The organism is Labilibaculum manganireducens (assembly GCF_963665805.2).
Lineage (GTDB): Bacteria > Bacteroidota > Bacteroidia > Bacteroidales > Marinifilaceae > Labilibaculum > Labilibaculum manganireducens.
In genome coordinates this window covers 2,571,096-2,589,860 of the sequence record NZ_CAXXEE010000003.1, presented here as the reverse complement: position 1 = coordinate 2,589,860, position 18,765 = coordinate 2,571,096, and the positions used below count along the sequence as shown (strand labels likewise).

Genomic DNA, 18,765 nt, shown 5'->3' with positions numbered 1-18,765 from the left:
GTGTGTCCGAATGGTGCATTCGAATGATGAGTTGAACAACATGACCTGTCTGTACATTACGGCAATTAAATAAAAATACAATGAAAATTAAAGTCTGTGGCCTTCGCGATAAAAGTAACATTAAGGAGTTGATGGTATTGCCATTGGAGTACATGGGTTTTATCTTTTATTCAAAATCAGCACGTTACGTTGGAGACGATTTTGATGCAGGAATTACCAAGATGATCCCTTTGCAGATCCGTAAAGTCGGCGTTTTTGTAAACGAAGCTTCCGAAAAGATTCTGACTTTGGCGAAGAGATACCAACTCGATGTAATTCAGTTGCATGGAGACGAAAGTCCGGAAGAGTGTCAGCAGATAAAAGAATCTGGATTTGAGGTGTTTAAAGCCTTCCGGTTGAATGAGGAATTTCAGTTTGAACTGTTGGAGGCCTATCATAAAGCTTGTGATTATTTCCTGTTTGATACAAAATCAGATTCTTATGGCGGAAGCGGTAAAAAGTTCAATTGGCAAATCTTAAAAAAATACAAAGGTGAAACTCCTTTTTTTCTGAGTGGAGGAATTGGAATGGATGACATTGAGGCAGTAAAAGCCTTTCAACATTCCAGACTATTTGGCTTGGATGTAAATTCAGGATTTGAACAAAGTCCTGCAGTAAAGAATGTGGTGTTAGTAGAAGAGTTTTTAAAATCAGTAAGACAAACTAATGATGAGTAAAAATAAATATGCAGTAAATGGGCGTGGTTACTACGGGCGGTTTGGAGGTGCTTATATTCCTGAATTGTTACGTGCAAATGTTGATGAATTACGCGAAAACTACCTGAAGATTATTAATTCGGAGCAGTTTCAGAAAGATTATAAACGATTGTTGGATAATTACGTGGGCCGGCCAACGCCACTGACTAAAGTGGAAAATTTATCGAAGCGTTACGGCACCAATATTTACTTGAAACGTGAAGATTTAACGCATACCGGTGCACATAAAATCAACAATACCATTGGGCAGATTCTAATTGCCAAATACATGGGTAAAACCCGTATCATTGCTGAGACAGGAGCAGGGCAGCATGGCGTGGCAACAGCTACTGTTTGTGCTTTGTTTGGTTTGGAATGCATTGTGTACATGGGTGCCTTGGATATCGAACGTCAGGCGCCAAATGTGGCTCGAATGAAAATGCTGGGCGCGAAGGTTGTTCCTGCCATATCTGGAAATCAGACCTTAAAAGATGCCACCAACGAGGCCATCCGCGATTGGATTGCCAACCCGAATTCATTCTACCTGATTGGTTCGGTGGTTGGGCCGCATCCTTATCCAGACATGGTAACCCGGTTGCAGTCGATCATATCCGAAGAAATTCGCGAGCAGTTGACCAAGGAGACCGGTAACCCGAATCCTGATTACGTGATTGCCTGTGTGGGCGGAGGAAGTAATGCTGCCGGAGCTTTTTATCACTATCTGGATGAAGAGGATGTGAAATTAGTTGCTGTTGAAGCTTCCGGTTTGGGTGTTGGCAGTGGCGAAACAGCTGCAACCATTACCATTGGCGATGTTGGTTTTATTCATGGCAGCAAAACCATGCTGATGCAGGATGAAGATGGACAGATTACTGAACCTTACTCTATTTCGGCAGGTTTGGATTACCCTGGCGTTGGACCTTTGCACGCACATTTGGCTGAAACGGGCAGGGCACAATTCCTTTCTGTAACCGATCGGGAAGCTTTGGATGCCGCTATGGTATTGGCGCGATCCGAAGGAATTATTCCTGCCTTGGAATCGGCTCACGCTTTGGCTGCTTTGGAGCAAATGACCTTTGATAAAGACGATGTGGTGGTCGTGAATCTGTCAGGACGAGGAGATAAGGACATGGAAACCTACATGAAAAACATTTAATAATGATGAATTAAGAATTATTAATTAGAAATTAAGTGAGCAAGGGAAAGATTTGTGGATGAATATAGTTCACTCATAATTTATAACTCATAATTCATAACTTGAAAACATATGAACCGTATAGATCAATTATTTCAAAATAAAGGAAAGGATATCTTATCCATCTATTTTCCTGCCGGATATCCAAACCTGAACGACACCGTACCCAACCTGCAGCTTTTACAGAACAAAGGAGTTGACTTGGTAGAGATTGGAATCCCATTTTCCGATCCATTGGCCGACGGACCTGTCATTCAGATTGCAGCAAAGCAATCTTTGGATCAGGGAATGAGCCTAAAATTGCTTTTTCAGCAGCTAAAAGAGGTTCGAAGCACCATTACAATGCCTTTGATATTAATGGGCTATTGGAATGTTGTTTTTAAATATGGTGTTGATACTTTCCTGTTGGATTGCCAAAGTTGTGGTATCGATGGGGTGATTCTGCCCGATTTACCATTGGAGGAGTATGAAGAGGAATTCAAAACAAAGTTTGAGGCGCATGGCGTGTATAACATTCTTCTGGTAACTCCGCAGACTACCAATCAGCGAATGGCAAAAATTGAAAAAGCTGCCAAAGGATTTTTATACATGGTTTCATCCTCGGCCACAACAGGCGGCGCTTTGGAACAAAGCAGCGAGAGGGAAGATTACTTTAAAAAGGTGGCAAGCCTGGATATTCCTTCCCTCATCGGATTTGGAATTCACGACAAGGCAAGCTTTCAGCATGCCTCCGGCTTTTCGAACGGAGCAATTATAGGAACAGCATTCATAAAGGCTTTAACCAACGGTACGGCTTCCGAATTTATAGACTCATTGTTGTAACGCACGAAAAAAGGATCTTGCCCGGCAAGATCCTTTCTTTTTGTTCGTGAGTTTAGTAGAAAATTACAGGCTTTGCTGAAGCTTAACTTTTTCCTGAATTAAAAGTAACAAACCAATTGCAAAAAGCATTGAACCAATAAATGATATCCCAGTTATTAAGCTGAATATAATCGTGTTATCTGAGTATATATTTGTATCAAACACTTGAAATAAGATGGGAATAGCAAGATTGTAAAACAGTGTTGTCAGTAAGCCAATTCCTGCACCAATTAGCACCAATATTCCACTCGCGCTTTTCTTCTTTAGATTTATAATGCAGGCAACAACAATTATTATCTGAGGAATAATAAATAACAGGCTTGGTAAAATGCTTAGTAGTGTATCGTCCATTTTTTCGGATGTTAAGTTTGATTTGTAATTGGATTATTCTTTATTGCTTGGTACCAGCTTCTTTGGTAACTGGAGGTAATAATAATTCACAGCTGTTTGGAATGGGATATTCATCACAAGATATCTTTCTGCAGGCATAATCTTCGGGTAAAACGTCTACCCAATAATCATCACCCAAAAGCTTGAAAAAATAGCGCTTATCAATATGCTTTTGAAACACTTCTTTTATTTCAAAATGATAATCATATTTAGTTGTGTTGTCTATGGAATCAGTCGATTCCACCTGTATGTATTTATTAGCCAGATAACGGACGTAGATTGTGTCTTCGCAAAAAAGAATGTTTTTTGGTTCTCCACTTCCACCATCCCAAATCACATCACCATTGTCTATTGAGAATCTATAAGAGAATTGATGTGTTGTTCCATAATCATGCTTTGTGAAAATACCTATGGCTGTGGTTTCTTCATTGGTCTTTTCGACCATTAAATGTTTTCCGTTTGGTAATAGTTTACTGGTTTTGTCAATATTTTTCTCTGAATTATAATTACAGCCACTAAAGAAGGAAATAATTATTAGAGCAAAAAATGCTATTTGTTTGATCTTAAATTTATATCTCATTTTTGTTTGTGCAGTTGCTTAGTTTTGATTACAATCAGTATTTGTCATGAATGCACGAGCTGATTTTATTAATTGCAAACCACTGTATGCTTTCTTTTCTAATTAGCAGTGATAATGATATTTTATGTTCTGCATAAATAAATTAATGGCCGAATTTATCAAAAGAAAAATAGATAAACAAAATATAGTATTGGATTAATAAAGTAAAGCTGCAGAAGTGTGATAATTTGCATTAAGCATGGATGGGGATGGCTTGTAAGGTTATGAGCTGATTTTAACAACAAAAGAGCTGTTTTATCAGATGAGTTTTGATTGTAATTCGCTGTAAAGCACTAAAAAAGGATTTTGCTTTGGCAAAATCCTTTTTTATTTGTTTGCGTCATACAATTAGATTATTCTTTATTGCTTTCTTCCGGTTTTTTTTGCAGTTGTATATTTGGTTAATCGTTTACGATCTGATCAATTATTTCCATTATCTTCTCATTTTTTAATATCGTTACACCCAATCGTTCTGTTGATATTCCATTAATCAATTTGTAATTATAAATTGGCTTTCCCTCCACTAGGTGCGATTCAAAACATTTAAAATCAACACTGTCTAATTTTTCAAGCTCCTGAGCAACTTCAACAATATGAGTCGATATAAAAAAGAGACAATCCTTTATTTCCGTGAAGCCTTTTGATACCATTAATGTAGCATCAAAGGCATCTGTAACATTTGTTCCTCTAAATAATTCATCAAAAATCACCAATACTTTTTTCTTCTCTTTAATTTGTAAGGCAATATCTTTCACTCTTCTAACTTCGCTGTAATAATGACTGTAGCCTTCATTTATATCATCGGAGATATTAATGGTAGAATACAATCCATTAAACAAAGATACTTCCATTTCTCTGGCAGGTACTGGAAATCCAACGTGAGCAAGATAAACACATAAGCCAACAGCCTTTAATGAAGTCGATTTTCCTGCCATGTTTGCTCCCGAAACAAAACAAAGGTTTTTATGATCTGCCAGCTCAATATCATTCCTTATTGGGGAGGTAAGAAAGGGGTGAAAAAAGCCATCTATTTTTAAATAGGGTTTGGGCGCTTTTTTTAGAATGGGAAACCCTAATTCTTTAATTTTTGATGTGTTCGCAATTGATAAATATGCATCCAATTGATAGGAGAGTTGCAGAATCCTTTTTATTTCTTCCTTTTTCTGGGATCTGATTAAGAAATCAAATTGATTGATTTGCCGGAAAGTAAATTTCCCTTTCGGGGGATTTATAAACAGCTCGAATTCTACTGATTTTGTAATGCCTTCAAATTCCAACAATAGCTGATTAAAGAATTCAGGCATGTCAGATTTATCGATAGCCTTTAAATAATCTGATAAAATATTCAAATGACTTCTAAGAAACTCAAGTCCTCTAAGTATAATATAATACTCGTTGCTTGGATTTATTTGATACGAAATACTGGACTCTACCGAATTCAAAAAATTATCTTTTAATATAAGAGTGTTTTGATTTAGATAATGCTCAATAAAGTCTAGATATTCATTGTCAAGTTCACACTCAACCGGATTATTGCAAATGTATTTTATGGCAGAAATCCTGGCATTTAATTCTTCCAAGTCATTCAAGGGAGTTCGCATCATTTTTTTTAACTCATCTCTACCACCTTTGGTCTTGGTTGAATTGTAAAAGTCAAAGACTGATAAATCTCCTTTAGTTTGAGAGAAGATATTTAGATCAATTAAAGTTTGTTTATCAGTGCCGAATTTTGTCATAGTTTTTAAAAATTGTAGGTATCAAATTCATTGTATTCAATCCCATTTTGTGAAAATATAATCTCTACATAACGGATTTTCTCGATGTTCATAGGATTGATTTTTTGGTTTGTGCTTGGATATTTTTACTATCTATAAGTCGTTTATTATTCAAGAATCCATTTTACTTGTTTACCCCCTAACAGCCTTCATCTTCACATACACCATTTTCACAATAGCCAGAGCTGCCAAAATCTTAAGCATATTTCGAGCAGCAACACCAATAGCATAACCCAAATTGTAAGGAGTAGAGTTGACATCGCTAAATGGCATGTCGAATACTGTGAAAATAAGAGAAAGTAAAAAGATGCAAAATAGCATCAGAAAAATTCGGGGCACTTTTTTGTCGTTTTTCATTTTTAATTCTCATCTAATATAGATTTTCTATACTCATCAAATTCTTGCTCTGACATTGTTGCTTTATGGGATTCTATACCTAGCTTTTTTTGAATCTCTTCGTTGTCTGGATTTTTTAAGTAGGCTTCGTAAGCTTTGATATATTCTGGATGATTCCGATATTGTATTTTTACGATATTTAAATCTGATACAAAAAGAAGTAGTAAGCTGATTCCTCCAATGATTGAGACTCTGTTTAAAATTTTTTTGTAAAAACTATTTTTTGTTTTTAGTAGTTGTACTATTACAATTAGTGAAGCAATACTTGCTAGGAACATTCCAGCTTTTAAAATTGTTAATGAAAATGGATAGTGCTGAAGTTTAAAAAGAATTCCGATGCATAGAATTGAAAGAGCCAAACCAACTCCAACAGCACCAATTATTTTTAATGTAGATTTTCCATTATAAGATTCCTTTTTTAAAATCTGTCTCAATTGAATTCTGTTGAAAAAGGCAAATCCCAACGGATAATACAGTACTGCTAAGGTTAGTATACTTAGACTCAATGAAATTCCACTATAAGGAATCAGTAAGAATTTTAAAATCACAGAAACTATTGCCAGTAAGCCAACTATTTTTTCCAGTTTTCTCATTATTTTACGGTCTTATACAGTGTTGCGTATGTGATTAATTTGTTTATTCTGCTCAAGATAGCTAGTGGGAGCGTTATCAATGCCCATAATCATTGAGTTTTTGCTGTGCCGTCGTGTTTCTCATTTTGAAATCACAATCCTATCGTCAAGAAAAGAATACAGTTCATTAAGCTTTTCCTCTTTATCTAGATCCATTAAATGAATTCTTCGATGTTCTTTATTCATAAAAAGATATAGTATCATAGTTCGTTTTAGTGCAGATACAATGATACCAATACTCATAAATCCAATGATTATTGGTGATATGAGTATCATCCATGGAAGTCTGATGCTTTCAGTATAGTTTTGCGGATTGTATTCGAAATCTGAAAAAAAGTCAAATAACCAAAGGTTGGAAATAGTTAGTAGTAGAATTCCTATTAGCAGTGTGATTATCCAATTTTTAATTCTGAATTCTCTTTTAATTTCAGCATGTTCAATTTGAGAATAATCAATGTGTTCAGTCATTATTCCATTTTTTAGAATATTTATTCCTAATTCACCGACATCTAAATTACCACTCTTAATCATATATTCTCAATTCCTTTTTAGCATGTAGCACAAGTCATAAACAAACACAACAGGTTTATTTCGATTATCCATTTTACTTGTTTACCCCCTAACAGCCTTCATCTTCACATATACCATTTTCACAATAGCCAGAGTTGCCAAAATCTTAAGCATATTTCCAGCAGCAACACCAATAGCATAACCCAAATTGTAAGGAGTAGAGTTGACATCGCTAAATGACATGTCGAATGCTGTGAAAATAATAGAAAGTAAAAAGATGCAAAATAGCATTAGGAGAAAACGTAGGGTCTTGTCGTTTGTCATTTTTAAGTTTTTTTAATGTTTATAATTTCTTTCCAATAAAACACCCCAAACTCTTTTGTATCTCAAAAAATGTTGTGTTTACTCAATGGCCACCGAATATAATCATAAAATAGAAATGTGTATTTATTTTTTCGATAAAAAATGCTTGTTGCAAGTCGTAGCATTCAAATTAGATGATTTGCATAATGATCAGGATAATTTTCAAAAAGAGAGGTGGGTTTGTTGTAGTGAATGTGTGTGATTGATTTAAATTCTGCAATTTATGTTTGTCTGTTTTTAAATTTGAATCGTTACCAAACAAGCCTCTGTTTTGTTGGTACAAGTCTGAGGCTTTCCGCCATAAGTTTGAAGTGTTCCGGCGTAAGTTTGAAGTGTTCCGCCACAAGTTTGAAGTATTCCGGCGTAAGTCTGAAGTGTTCCGGCGCAAGTTTGCAATTGCGCGCCACCGGGCAACCCAAAACTGATGGCGCACAGATAAACCGGAAACAACAAGTGAGAAAGTGGGGAGAAGGAGGAAAAAGGAGTGTTTACAAGCACTGTTTCAGAAGCCTCAAATTTGTCTCCCTTTGTTGAGAGTATCCCGAAAGTATTCGGGGCGAAGGACAGAGGAGTGTTTTTATTCAAGGATTGTTTAAGAAAAACGATACAACTTCATTAGTTGAAGAAAAAAATCAGTAATGCGGGTAACTTTTTTACTGTGAAATGTTTAAGGAGACAACTTTTTATTAAAAGTTCAGATTTTGGACCATTTAAAGCATTTATAACGTTGTAAAAATATTTTTTTCTGTTCGGCAGCGTTTGCATGAAAAATGATGAAAAAAGAATATGTTAATTGTATTATGAATGAACAGAAAATTCATATTAAAATAATATAAAAAAGGACGGCAGGGCGTTATTATTCGGAATAAAATCGATAACTTTAATGAAAATCCAACTTTTTTTTATGATAAGATGGTTGTTTAACCATTTGTAAATCAATCCTAACATCGTTTGCGTATGGACTACCTCAAGTTTGATAAGGCTCAATTGGTGAATACAGAGTATTCTTTAAAAAAGGAATACATCAGAACCAATCGTGCTGGCTCTTTTGCCAGTTCAACTATTATTAATTGCAATACCCGAAAATATCACGGACTGTTAATATGTCCAATAGATAATTTTGGTGGTGATAATCATGTGCTGTTGTCCTCTTTGGATGAGACCATAATTCAGCATGATGCACCCTTTAATTTGGGAATCCATAAATTTCCAGGCGAATACAGTCCGAAAGGAAACAAGTATGTGCGCGAATATATTATGGATCCAACACCAACAATAATATACCGGGTAGGTGGTGTGATTTTAAGAAAAGAATTTCTTTTGGTAGAAAAAGAACAACGCGTTTTGGTTCGTTACACTTTGCTTGAGGCAAATTCTCCAACGACTATCCGATTGCAGCCTTTTCTGGCTTTTAGGAATATTCATTCCTTAACCAAAGCCAATATGGATGCTAATACCAGATCAGAAGATGTTGACAATGGAGTTAAAATACGTTTGTATCAGGATTTCCCATATTTATATATGCAGACTTCTGTTGAATCAGAGTTTGTTCATGTGCCCGATTGGTATTACAATGTAGAGTACAAGGAAGAAAAAAAGAGAGGATACGATTGTCATGAGGATTTGTTTGTTCCCGGGTATTTTGAGATGAATATAAAAAAGGGAGAATCAATAGTATTCTCGGCCGGCACAAAAGAGATTTCCCCCGATGCAATATCGAAGCAATTTGCTTCGGAACTAAAGAAGAGGGTGATCCGCGATAGTTTTGAAAATTGTTTGGAAAATTCAGCGGTACAATTCTTTTCAAAGAATGGTCAGGGAACAGGAATTATTAATGGTTTCCCTTGGTTTAGTACCAGCGAACGAAATACTTATTTATCCTTGCCGGGATTGACTTTGGCACGTGGTGATGAGAAAACCTTTCTGGAGGTATTTACTAATGTATTTAAGCGGGTTTGCAATCGCTTTTCGAAAGATCCTGCTGTAAACGGAGGAAGGTTTTCTGTAGACGTTCCCTTGTGGTCGTTTTGGACTATGCAAAAATACATTGAAGCCGGAGCAGACAGAAAGGAGATTTGGAAAAAGTACAGCAAAAAGATAAAGGAGATATTGCAGAGCTATAAACACGGCTCTAATCTGGCAATTAAGATGCACGACAATGGACTGCTCTGGATCATGGAGCAAGGTGTAACCTGGATGAATGTTAGGAATCATGGGGTATATCTGAATCGTAGAATGGGATATGTTGTAGAGATTAACGCACTTTGGTACAATGCTCTTTGTTTTGCCTTAGAAATGGCCGAAGAAGCCAATGATAAAGATTTTACAGCAGAATGGTCGGAGGTTAAAAAGAATTTGAAAGAATCATTTATTGAAACGTTTTGGGATGAAAACAAAACTTACCTGTCGGATTATGCAGACGATACACATAAGAGCTGGGCTGTCCGTCCCAACCAGTTATTTGCAGTATCACTTCCTCATTCCTGTCTTTCTGATGATCAGAAGAAAGCTGTTTTGGATATGATTAAAAAAGAGCTGTTGACCTCAAGGGGACTGAGAACACTTTCGCCTAACAGTCATGAATATATTGGAGTGATTAGGGGCAGCGAGGAAATTAGAAATATGGCATTTCATTACGGATCTGTTTATCCATGGCTTTTTGGACATTTTGCTGAAGCTTATCTGAAATTGTATAAGTTAGGAGGAGAAGGAACAATTCGAAGATGGTTGATCGAATTTGAGGATTGTTTGAATGAGCGTGGATTAGGAACAATATCGGAGATTTATGATGGGAATCCCCCGCATTTGCCCAATGAAGCTACCTCATATGCTTTAAGTGTAGCAGAAATCATTCGAGTTAGTAAAATGTTTAACCAATCACCTTTAAAATAGCGGTATATGAAAGTTCTAATGTTTGGGTGGGAGTTTCCACCTCATATTTCCGGCGGATTGGGAACAGCTTGTTACGGATTAACCAAAGGTTTGGCAAAAATTGATGATTTAGACATCGTTTTTGTTGTGCCAAAAGCTCATGGTGACGAGGATCAGAGTACAATGAGCCTGGTTGGAGCCAATTCGGTTACCATTGAACAGGTTCAGTCTCATGTCGAAAAATTTAAATTTCAGCATACTTATCTGGAAGTGGAATCGCAATTGGTTCCTTACAATGATCCGGATGAATATTACACGTTCAGGAGTCAGGATTTATATGGAAAAAACAAGTTTATTAAAGTTGATAAAGATGGGAAGCTTGAATTTAGTGGAAAGTACGGTGCCGATCTTATGGAAGAAATCTATAAATATGCGTTTGTAGCTTCATCAATTTCTGCAGATCATGAACATGATGTGATACATGCACATGACTGGCTTTGTTACCCTGCAGGAATAGCCGCAAAAAAGGTATCGGGAAAACCATTGGTAATTCATGTTCATGCCACCGATTTTGATAGAAGTGGTGGAAATGTAAATCCAAAGGTTTATGAGATAGAAAAAAAGGGAATGGATGCCGCCGATAAAATTATTGCAGTGAGTAATTTGACCCGCAATATTGTGATCGAAAAATATGGACAGGATCCCGGTAAGGTTGTTACTGTTTATAATGCTGTTGAGCCGGTTTCCCTTGAAGAAAAAATTAAAATTAAAAAAGGTGTTAAAGAAAAAGTGGTGACTTTTTTAGGCCGTATAACCATGCAAAAGGGACCTGAATATTTCGTTGAAGCGGCGTACCAGGTTTTGAAAAGAACGGATAATGTTCGATTTGTAATGGCCGGTAGTGGTGATATGTTGGAGGAAATGGTAGATCGGGCAGCACAATTGGGTATCAGCGATAAGTTTCACTTTACCGGATTTTTAAAGGGAGATGATGTGTTTAAAATGTTCCTTTTAAGTGATGTGTATGTAATGCCTTCTGTATCGGAGCCTTTTGGAATATCACCCTTAGAGGCAATGCAATCAAATGTACCTGTTATTATCTCCAAACAATCCGGTGTGTCCGAAATACTGACACATGCTGTAAAGGTCGATTATTGGGATATCGATGCAATGGCGGATGCCATTTATGGAATTATTAAATACAACGCTCTTTCGGAAGTTTTTAAGGAAGAAGGTAAAGAGGAAGTGGATAATTTGAAGTGGGCCAAAGCGGCTGTCAATGTTCATGATGTCTATGTTTCCGCAATCAAATTATTCGAACCATTAGTAAAAAAATAAGATTATGAAGGCACTTTGTTTATATTTTCAGATTCATCAACCCTTACGTTTAAAAAGATATCGATTTTTTGATATTGGAAATGATCACTACTATTACGATGATTATACCAATGAGTCGATCATGCGAAAAATTGCAGATGAGTGTTATTTGCCTGCAAATAAAATTGTTTTGGAATTGTTGAAAGCCAATAAAGGCAAGTTTAAAATTTCATACTCCATTACGGGAATTGCCTTGGATCAACTCGAGCAATATGCACCGGAAGTTATTGATACTTTTAAAGATCTGGCCAAAACGGGAGATGTTGAGTTTTTAGCAGAAACTTATTCTCATTCTCTTGCTTCATTAATCAACAAGGATGAGTTTGTTCAGCAAGTGACAAGTCACAGCGATAAAATAGAAGCTCTTTTTGGAGTTCGGCCATCTGTATTTCGAAACACAGAAATGATTTATTCGGACGAAATTGGAGAAATGGTTTCTAAAATGGGGTATAAGGCAATTTTAACAGAAGGAGCGAAGCACATCCTGGGTTGGAAGAGTCCAAATTATTTGTACTGCAATGCAATCAACCCTAAGTTAAAAGTTTTAATGCGTAATTATAAACTAAGTGATGATATTTCATTCCGGTTTTCATCTGAAGGATGGAAGGAATGGCCGTTAACAACAACTAAATTTGTTGGATGGTTGAATGAAATGGATGATAAAGAAGATTTGGTGAATATATTTATGGATTATGAAACGTTCGGAGAACATCAGAAGAAGGAATCAGGAATTTTTGAGTTTTTGGCTCATCTGCCCGGAGAGGTTATTCTGAAGTCAAAGTATAAATTTGCCACTCCCTCGGAGCTTACTTCTGAATTTCACCCAATTGCTCAGGCGCATGTTCCCAATGTTATTTCATGGGCAGATGAAGAGCGTGATTTGTCTGCATGGTTGGGCAATAAACTTCAGGATGAAGCTTTTCGAAAATTATATGCATTGCGTGATGATGTTGCAGCTGTAAATGATGATCGAATCGATAAAGATTGGAAATACTTACAGGCAAGCGATCATTTTTACTACATGTGTACCAAGTTTGCTTCAGATGGAGATGTGCATTCTTATTTTAATCCTTACAGCTCACCCTACGATGCTTTTATTAATTATATGAATGTGTTAAGTGATTTCCAGATTCGTTTGAAAATTCTAAAAGACGGTTTAGCCGTTGATCCTGTAGAATTACAATATCAGATTTCACAAAAGGATGAGTTAATTGCCAGATATGAAAGAGAATTGAGCGAACTTAAAAACTAATCGTTTAAAATTAAACGATAAACAGAATCAATTAATTAGGAATAAAATACTTTCTGTATAGTAATTAAAGGAAAGTATTTTATTTTAAAGTAGTCAGCACTTTAGTTGGTAAAAAAACAGCTAAAAGTAATTAGTAAGCATATGGGTATGAATAATAGGGATATAACTCCGGATTTTATATTTGAAGTTAGTTGGGAAGTTTGCAATAAGGTTGGTGGAATTCATACGGTTATTTCTACAAAGGCCTTATCGCTTAAACCAGTATTTAACGATCGGATCATTTATGTCGGGCCGGATTTTAATAATACTGAACACCGGGAAAAAGAGTTTCAGGAAGATGAAAAATTGTTTCCGCAGTGGAGAGCAAAATTAAAAGCGGATGGTTTATCGGTTCGGATTGGATATTGGAAAATACCGGGAAATCCAATTGTGATTTTGATTGATTTTTCGGATTTTCTGGCGAAGAAAGACGCTATTTACAGTCAATTGTGGGAAATTTACCGATTGGAATCATTATATGGACAGGATGATTATCATGATGCAGCGATGTTTGGTTATGCAAGTGGTAAAGTAATTGAGAGCTTTGTACAGTTTAATGATTTGTCGAAAAATAAAGTAGTTGCCCAGTTTCATGAGTGGATGACTGGTGCCGGACTATTGTATTTGAAAGATCAGGCGCCTCATATTTCAACAATTTTCACGACTCATGCAAGTATGCTTGGACGGGTATTGGCTAGTAATTATGAAAATTTGTACGATAATCTGCTTCATTTTAATCCAATTGAAAAGCCAAGACAGTATAATGTTACGGCCAAATGCTCTATGGAAAAATGTGTTGCTCTGGCAGCAGATTGTTCTTCAACAGTGAGTGATATAACTGCACGGGAATGCAGGCAATTTCATGGACGCGCTGTAGATGTGGTGATGCCAAATGGTTTCGAAGATGATTTTGTACCTAATCCGGAACAGCTTGAAGCTACCAGACAGGAATCCAGAAAAGAATTTAAGAAAGTAGCCGAATCGCTTCTTGGGTACGAAATAAAGGAGAACACCTTGTTTGTAGGAACCGGTGGTCGTTACGAATTTAAAAACAAAGGACTTGATGTGTTTTTAGAAGCTTTGGCTCAATTGAATGCAAACAAATATATGGATCGTGATATTATAGCTTTCTTTTTGATTCCGGGAGATCAGCGCGGCCCCCGAAAAGATTTACAGGAAAATTTAGCTAAATATCCAGAAAAAAAATTACTGGTAACACCATATTTAACTCATAAACTGGGTAATGAAGATAAAGATGAGATATTAAAAAAGATCAAGTCTTTGGGTTTTGGTAATGGGGAAGATGAGAGAGTAAAAGTTATTTTTGTGCCAACCTATCTGGATGGAACGGATGGCATATTTAATAAGTCTTATTATGAACTTTTAATGGGATTGGATTTATCTGTTTTCCCATCTTATTATGAACCTTGGGGATATACTCCAATGGAAAGTGTTGCTTTCAGCGTTCCTACCATTACAACTTCTTTATCCGGATTTGGACAGTGGGTTCAAATGATTGGGGAAGCAGATAGAGGCGGTGTTTCAGTTGTGGAACGAAATGACTCCAATAGAAAAGAGGTCGTTGAAAATATTTCTTCTCAGATATTTAATTTTACAACAAAATCAGAGGATAATGTAATTCGGTGCAGGGAAAATGCAGCCAGCATTGCTAAAAAGACATTATGGAAGAATTTTATTGGAAATTATTACAAGGCTTACGAATTAGCAATCAAAAATAATATGAAAAAGGAAAACGAATCACCTGTGCAGGTTTTGGTTGAAAATCATTTGAACGTACCAAAAAGTAATCAGATAAGTTGGCGGAAATTAATTATTGAGACCAATCTTCCAAAGGAATTACTTGGTTTAGAGGAATTATCTAAAAATTTATGGTGGTGCTGGAATTATAAAGCCATCGACCTTTACGAATCGGTGGATCCTAAGTTATGGCATAATTGCAAAAAGAATCCAATTCTACTGCTTAAGCAAGTGTCAAGCGCACGAATGAAAGAATTGGCGGCAGATGAGTCTTTTATGCAGAGTTATAATGCTGTAATTCAGGAATTCAAAAACTATATGGCCGTAAAACCGGCCGAAGGACAACCTAAGATTGCTTATTTCAGCATGGAGTACGGTTTAAATAATAATCTGAAGATTTATTCCGGAGGACTGGGAATATTGGCGGGCGATTATTTAAAAGAAGCCAGCGACTCCAATGTGGATATGGTTGCGGTTGGTTTTATGTATCGGTTTGGATACTTTACCCAGCGTTTATCTTTAAATGGCGAGCAGTTGGTTGAGCTGGACGAACAAAAATTTTCTCAGTTGCCAATTAGCAGGGTGAGAGATAGTTCTGGATTTGCAAAAACCATTTCCCTTTCTTTGGAAGGAAGAACTGTTACCGCAAAAATATGGAAGGTTGAAGTGGGTAGAATTTCCTTATATCTTTTGGATACCGAAACCGAAATGAATGATGAGAGAGATCGTTCTTTAACTCATCAATTATATGGCGGCGACTGGGATCACCGGATTAAGCAGGAAATTCTTTTGGGAATGGGAGGTATCAAAACCCTCGATGCTGTTGGTATTAAGCCTGACTTGTATCATTGCAACGAGGGACATGCAGCATTAATAAATGTGGAGCGATTGATTCATCTGATTTCTGATGGTTATCAATACGAAGTGGCTTTGGAAATTGTAAGGGCTTCCTCTCTTTTTACTACACATACACCGGTACCAGCCGGACATGATACTTTTTCTCCTGATATGATCAGACATTATCTATCTTATGTTCCTGAAAAACTGAAATTAGGATGGGATCAATTCCTTGCTTTGGGTAGAGTAAATCCTTTGGATTATAACGAGAGATTTTCGATGAGTAACTTGGCTGCTAATACATCGGTTGCCATGAACGGAGTAAGTATGTTGCATGGCAAGATTTCTCAGGAAATGTTCAATAATCTTTATCAGGGATATTTTCCTGAGGAATTGCATATTGGGTACGTAACAAATGGGGTGCATTATCCTAGCTGGACTGCTAAAGAATGGAGAACTTTGCACGAACAGGAATTCGATAAAGGATTCTTAAATGATTTGTCGAACAAAGAATATTGGAAAAAAATATACGATGTTGATGATGAAAAAATTTGGAGCATTAAAAATGTATTGCGTAAAAAATTGATTGATTTCGCGAAGGATCGTTTCCAAAAGAACTGGATCAAAAGATATGAGGATCCCCGTTCTTTAGTTGAGATAATGGATTCGATAGATGAGAATGCTCTTACCATTGGTTTTGCCCGCCGGTTTGCTACATACAAGCGTGCTCATTTATTATTTAGTGATATAGACCGATTGGCCGAACTCTTAAATAATCCTGAAAAACCGGTGCAATTTATTTTCGCAGGAAAAGCACATCCTGCAGATAAAGCAGGTCAGGATTTAATTAAACGAATTGTTGATGTGTCCCGTCGTCCGGAATTTGAAGGGAAAATTTTATTCCTTGAGAATTATGATATGGAGTTAGGACAGCGATTGGTTAAAGGTGTTGATATCTGGATGAACACGCCAACGCGACCATTGGAAGCTTCAGGAACATCGGGTGAAAAAGCGGTGATGAATGGAGTTCTTAATTTTAGTGTACTTGACGGATGGTGGCTGGAAGGTTATCGTGAAGGAGCAGGTTGGGCACTGACCGATAATAGAACCTATGAAAATCAAGGGTTTCAGGATGAATTGGATGCGCAGACAATTTATTCAATGTTCGAAAATGAAATAATACCTCTGTACTATAAGCGTGATGAGAACAACATTCCTGTTGATTGGATTCAGTACGTTAAAAAATGTATTGCTGAAATTGCACCCGAATATACAACCAAGCGTATGATCGACGATTATAAAGATCGTTTTTACAGTAAAATGCATCAACGTGTTCTGAAATTGAAGGAGAGAGACTACGAAATGGCAAAAGATACTGCCAATTGGAAACAAAAAATTCTTGCTTCATGGGATAAAATTGAAGTGGTTTCTGTAGATGCGCCAAGTACTCCTAAGCACAAATATTTGTCAGGTGAAAATTATCATGTAGAAGCAGCACTTGATTTAAAAGATTTGATTGATGAAGATATTTGCGTTGAATTGGTACTAAGAGCTACTATAGATACTCATAAACCAGGACCAATTCGTACAGAACAGTTAATTCTTGACCGGAAGGTGGATTCACTGGCCTTCTATCGTTTGGATTTGGTGTTGAATGATCCGGGGATCTTCGATTTTGGATTGAGAATGTATGCTTGTAACTGCAACCTTCCTCATCGTCAGGATTTTAATTACGTGAAATGGATTTAGAATAAAATATGATGAAAAAGGCTGTTTCGATTTCGAAACAGCTTTTGTATTTTTAATCAATAGGTGTTAATTTTTTTTAGCCTTTTTCTCTCTCTTTTCTTCTTTTTTTTCTTTTGCTGTTTTATTCGATTCTTTTTTAACGTTTTTCTTAGCGTCCTGTGACTTAGCCATGATATTTATATTAAAATTAAGTTTCTATATTATTACCTATTAAGTGTTATTTCAAATTTAAGAAATAAATTGACATTTAATATTTTTTTTGTGTTTGCTTAAAGCAATTTTAATACCCATAGTTCAATCATTTCTTCGTGGCGCCAATTTTGATTTCTTTTTGTGTTCTTCGAAGCTGATCTTACTTTTTTATGCAAAAGCAATTCTTTTTCGAAGCGACCGCCTTCAGCCAATTCCTTTTCGATTGGATGACTTTCCTTTTGATTGGTAATTTGTGCCAGATTTGAAAACAGAATTACAACACGGCCATTAAGTCTGGTGTGTTTTTTTGCTTCAGCAAAAAAGCGTGGAAACAAATCCTTTTCATAGTAGATAGCATTGTCAATTCCTTCCGATTTGTTTGATGCCGGCAACCAGGGCGGATTAAATACAATTAAATCTGATTTGCTGTCGTTTTGGGCAAATAAATCGCCGAATAGAAGTTCTATTTTCGAGTTCAATTTACTTTTTTTCAGACTTTGTGTTAAGCCAATAATTGCATTTGGATTGTTATCGGTACCACAAACCTTCTGAAAACCATGCTTCAATAGTTGAAAACTTAAAATGCCGGATCCAATTCCAACATCAATAGCAGATTTTTTTTCTCCCTTGTAACGTTCCAGCCATTTGTCGAATAGTTTTAAATGTTCAAATCGGGTTGGGAAGTAAGTGCCATAAAACGGATGTATTTTTCTGTCGATAACAGGAATGAAAATACCTTTATTGTACCACTGCCACGAACTGTTTAATCCTTGAACCTGAGAAAATGGCAGCAGGAATTCAGTGAAATCGGGATATAGCGTTTCTAACCAGCCAATTTCCGGAGCTTTTCTAACCGTGAGTTTGTTGTTTGTTATGTGCAGAAGTAATTTATGGGAAAGCTCGCGATAAGTTTTGCGCAATTCACGTTGTCCCTTAAACGATTGATCCGTATATTTTTTCTCCAGATGTTTTTTTAATTCACTGAGTACAGCAAGTCCGCTGCTATAGTAATCAACAATTAAAACCGAATAGCCTTCAATAAGTGCATCTACAGCATCCATAGGATCCATACGTCTTTTGTAGGGAACCACATCGATATCTGCAACAATTGGTTCTGGTCTGTTTACTGATATTTTTTGACCTGATATGATCAGCTCTAATTCGTTTTTTAACATTTCTTATTTGTTTTTTGCGTTTCGCAAAACCAAGGTAAAA

Annotated in this window: 16 protein-coding genes; 7 read left to right on the top strand and 9 right to left on the bottom strand. The window is 36.3% G+C overall.

Annotation, left to right across the window (positions count from 1 at the left end; genetic code table 11):
• The first annotated feature begins 80 nt into the window (after nt 1-80).
• The 3 genes from ACHZAX_RS09990 (at nt 81) to trpA (ending at nt 2,751) form a co-directional block, all read left to right on the top strand.
• Nucleotides 81-716 carry a phosphoribosylanthranilate isomerase gene (locus ACHZAX_RS09990; protein ID WP_320019004.1) on the top strand — a complete coding sequence of 212 codons (636 nt, stop codon included), beginning with the start codon at nt 81-83 and terminating at the stop codon, nt 714-716.
• Nucleotides 709-1,890, top strand: coding sequence for a tryptophan synthase subunit beta (gene trpB / locus ACHZAX_RS09985; protein WP_101308567.1), 1,182 nt, complete (start codon nt 709-711; stop codon nt 1,888-1,890). Before ACHZAX_RS09990 ends, trpB begins: the two co-directional genes overlap by 8 nt.
• Nucleotides 1,891-2,001: 111 nt before the next feature.
• Nucleotides 2,002-2,751, top strand: coding sequence for a tryptophan synthase subunit alpha (gene trpA / locus ACHZAX_RS09980; RefSeq protein ID WP_320019003.1), 750 nt, complete (start codon nt 2,002-2,004; stop codon nt 2,749-2,751).
• A gap of 63 nt (nt 2,752-2,814) precedes the next feature.
• On the opposite strand, the gene ACHZAX_RS09975 is transcribed toward trpA, so the two are convergent.
• From ACHZAX_RS09975 to ACHZAX_RS09940, 8 genes are all read right to left on the bottom strand, one after another.
• Entirely contained in the window at nt 2,815-3,141 is a 327-nt protein-coding gene (locus ACHZAX_RS09975) for a hypothetical protein (RefSeq protein WP_101308565.1), read from the bottom strand.
• A 40-nt stretch (nt 3,142-3,181) separates the two neighbouring features.
• Nucleotides 3,182-3,760, bottom strand: coding sequence for a hypothetical protein (locus tag ACHZAX_RS09970; RefSeq protein ID WP_320019002.1), 579 nt, complete (start codon nt 3,758-3,760; stop codon nt 3,182-3,184).
• A 440-nt stretch (nt 3,761-4,200) separates the two neighbouring features.
• Nucleotides 4,201-5,535, bottom strand: coding sequence for a MutS-related protein (locus tag ACHZAX_RS09965; RefSeq protein WP_320019001.1), 1,335 nt, complete (start codon nt 5,533-5,535; stop codon nt 4,201-4,203).
• A 171-nt stretch (nt 5,536-5,706) separates the two neighbouring features.
• Nucleotides 5,707-5,931, bottom strand: coding sequence for a hypothetical protein (locus ACHZAX_RS09960; RefSeq protein WP_320019000.1), 225 nt, complete (start codon nt 5,929-5,931; stop codon nt 5,707-5,709).
• 2 nt (nt 5,932-5,933) lie between these two features.
• A complete protein-coding gene (locus tag ACHZAX_RS09955; protein ID WP_320018999.1) occupies nt 5,934-6,563 on the bottom strand; it encodes a hypothetical protein in 630 nt (209 codons plus the stop codon).
• A gap of 120 nt (nt 6,564-6,683) precedes the next feature.
• Nucleotides 6,684-7,070 (bottom strand): hypothetical protein, encoded by a 387-nt coding sequence (locus ACHZAX_RS09950; RefSeq protein ID WP_143470826.1) that lies wholly within the window; start codon nt 7,068-7,070, stop codon nt 6,684-6,686.
• A 144-nt stretch (nt 7,071-7,214) separates the two neighbouring features.
• Nucleotides 7,215-7,436 carry a hypothetical protein gene (locus tag ACHZAX_RS09945; protein ID WP_143470825.1) on the bottom strand — a complete coding sequence of 74 codons (222 nt, stop codon included), beginning with the start codon at nt 7,434-7,436 and terminating at the stop codon, nt 7,215-7,217.
• Between the two features lie 276 nt (nt 7,437-7,712).
• Nucleotides 7,713-8,060 (bottom strand): hypothetical protein, encoded by a 348-nt coding sequence (locus ACHZAX_RS09940; RefSeq protein WP_320018998.1) that lies wholly within the window; start codon nt 8,058-8,060, stop codon nt 7,713-7,715.
• A 372-nt stretch (nt 8,061-8,432) separates the two neighbouring features.
• Between ACHZAX_RS09940 and ACHZAX_RS09935 the strand changes: the two genes are divergently transcribed.
• From ACHZAX_RS09935 to glgP, 4 genes are all read left to right on the top strand, one after another.
• Complete coding sequence (locus tag ACHZAX_RS09935) at nt 8,433-10,367, top strand: glycogen debranching enzyme N-terminal domain-containing protein (protein WP_320018997.1); 1,935 nt, start codon at nt 8,433-8,435, stop codon at nt 10,365-10,367.
• 6 nt (nt 10,368-10,373) lie between these two features.
• Nucleotides 10,374-11,684, top strand: a complete 1,311-nt coding sequence (locus ACHZAX_RS09930) for a glycosyltransferase (RefSeq protein WP_320018996.1) — start codon at nt 10,374-10,376, stop codon at nt 11,682-11,684.
• A 4-nt stretch (nt 11,685-11,688) separates the two neighbouring features.
• On the top strand, nt 11,689-12,975 hold the full coding sequence (locus ACHZAX_RS09925) for a glycoside hydrolase family 57 protein (protein WP_320018995.1): 1,287 nt from the start codon (nt 11,689-11,691) through the stop codon (nt 12,973-12,975).
• Between the two features lie 147 nt (nt 12,976-13,122).
• Complete coding sequence (gene glgP / locus ACHZAX_RS09920) at nt 13,123-17,358, top strand: alpha-glucan family phosphorylase (RefSeq protein WP_320018994.1); 4,236 nt, start codon at nt 13,123-13,125, stop codon at nt 17,356-17,358.
• 269 nt (nt 17,359-17,627) lie between these two features.
• Here glgP and ACHZAX_RS09915 read toward each other — a convergent pair whose 3' ends face one another.
• Complete coding sequence (locus tag ACHZAX_RS09915; RefSeq protein WP_320018993.1) at nt 17,628-18,725, bottom strand: methyltransferase; 1,098 nt, start codon at nt 18,723-18,725, stop codon at nt 17,628-17,630.
• Nucleotides 18,726-18,765: the final 40 nt, after the last annotated feature.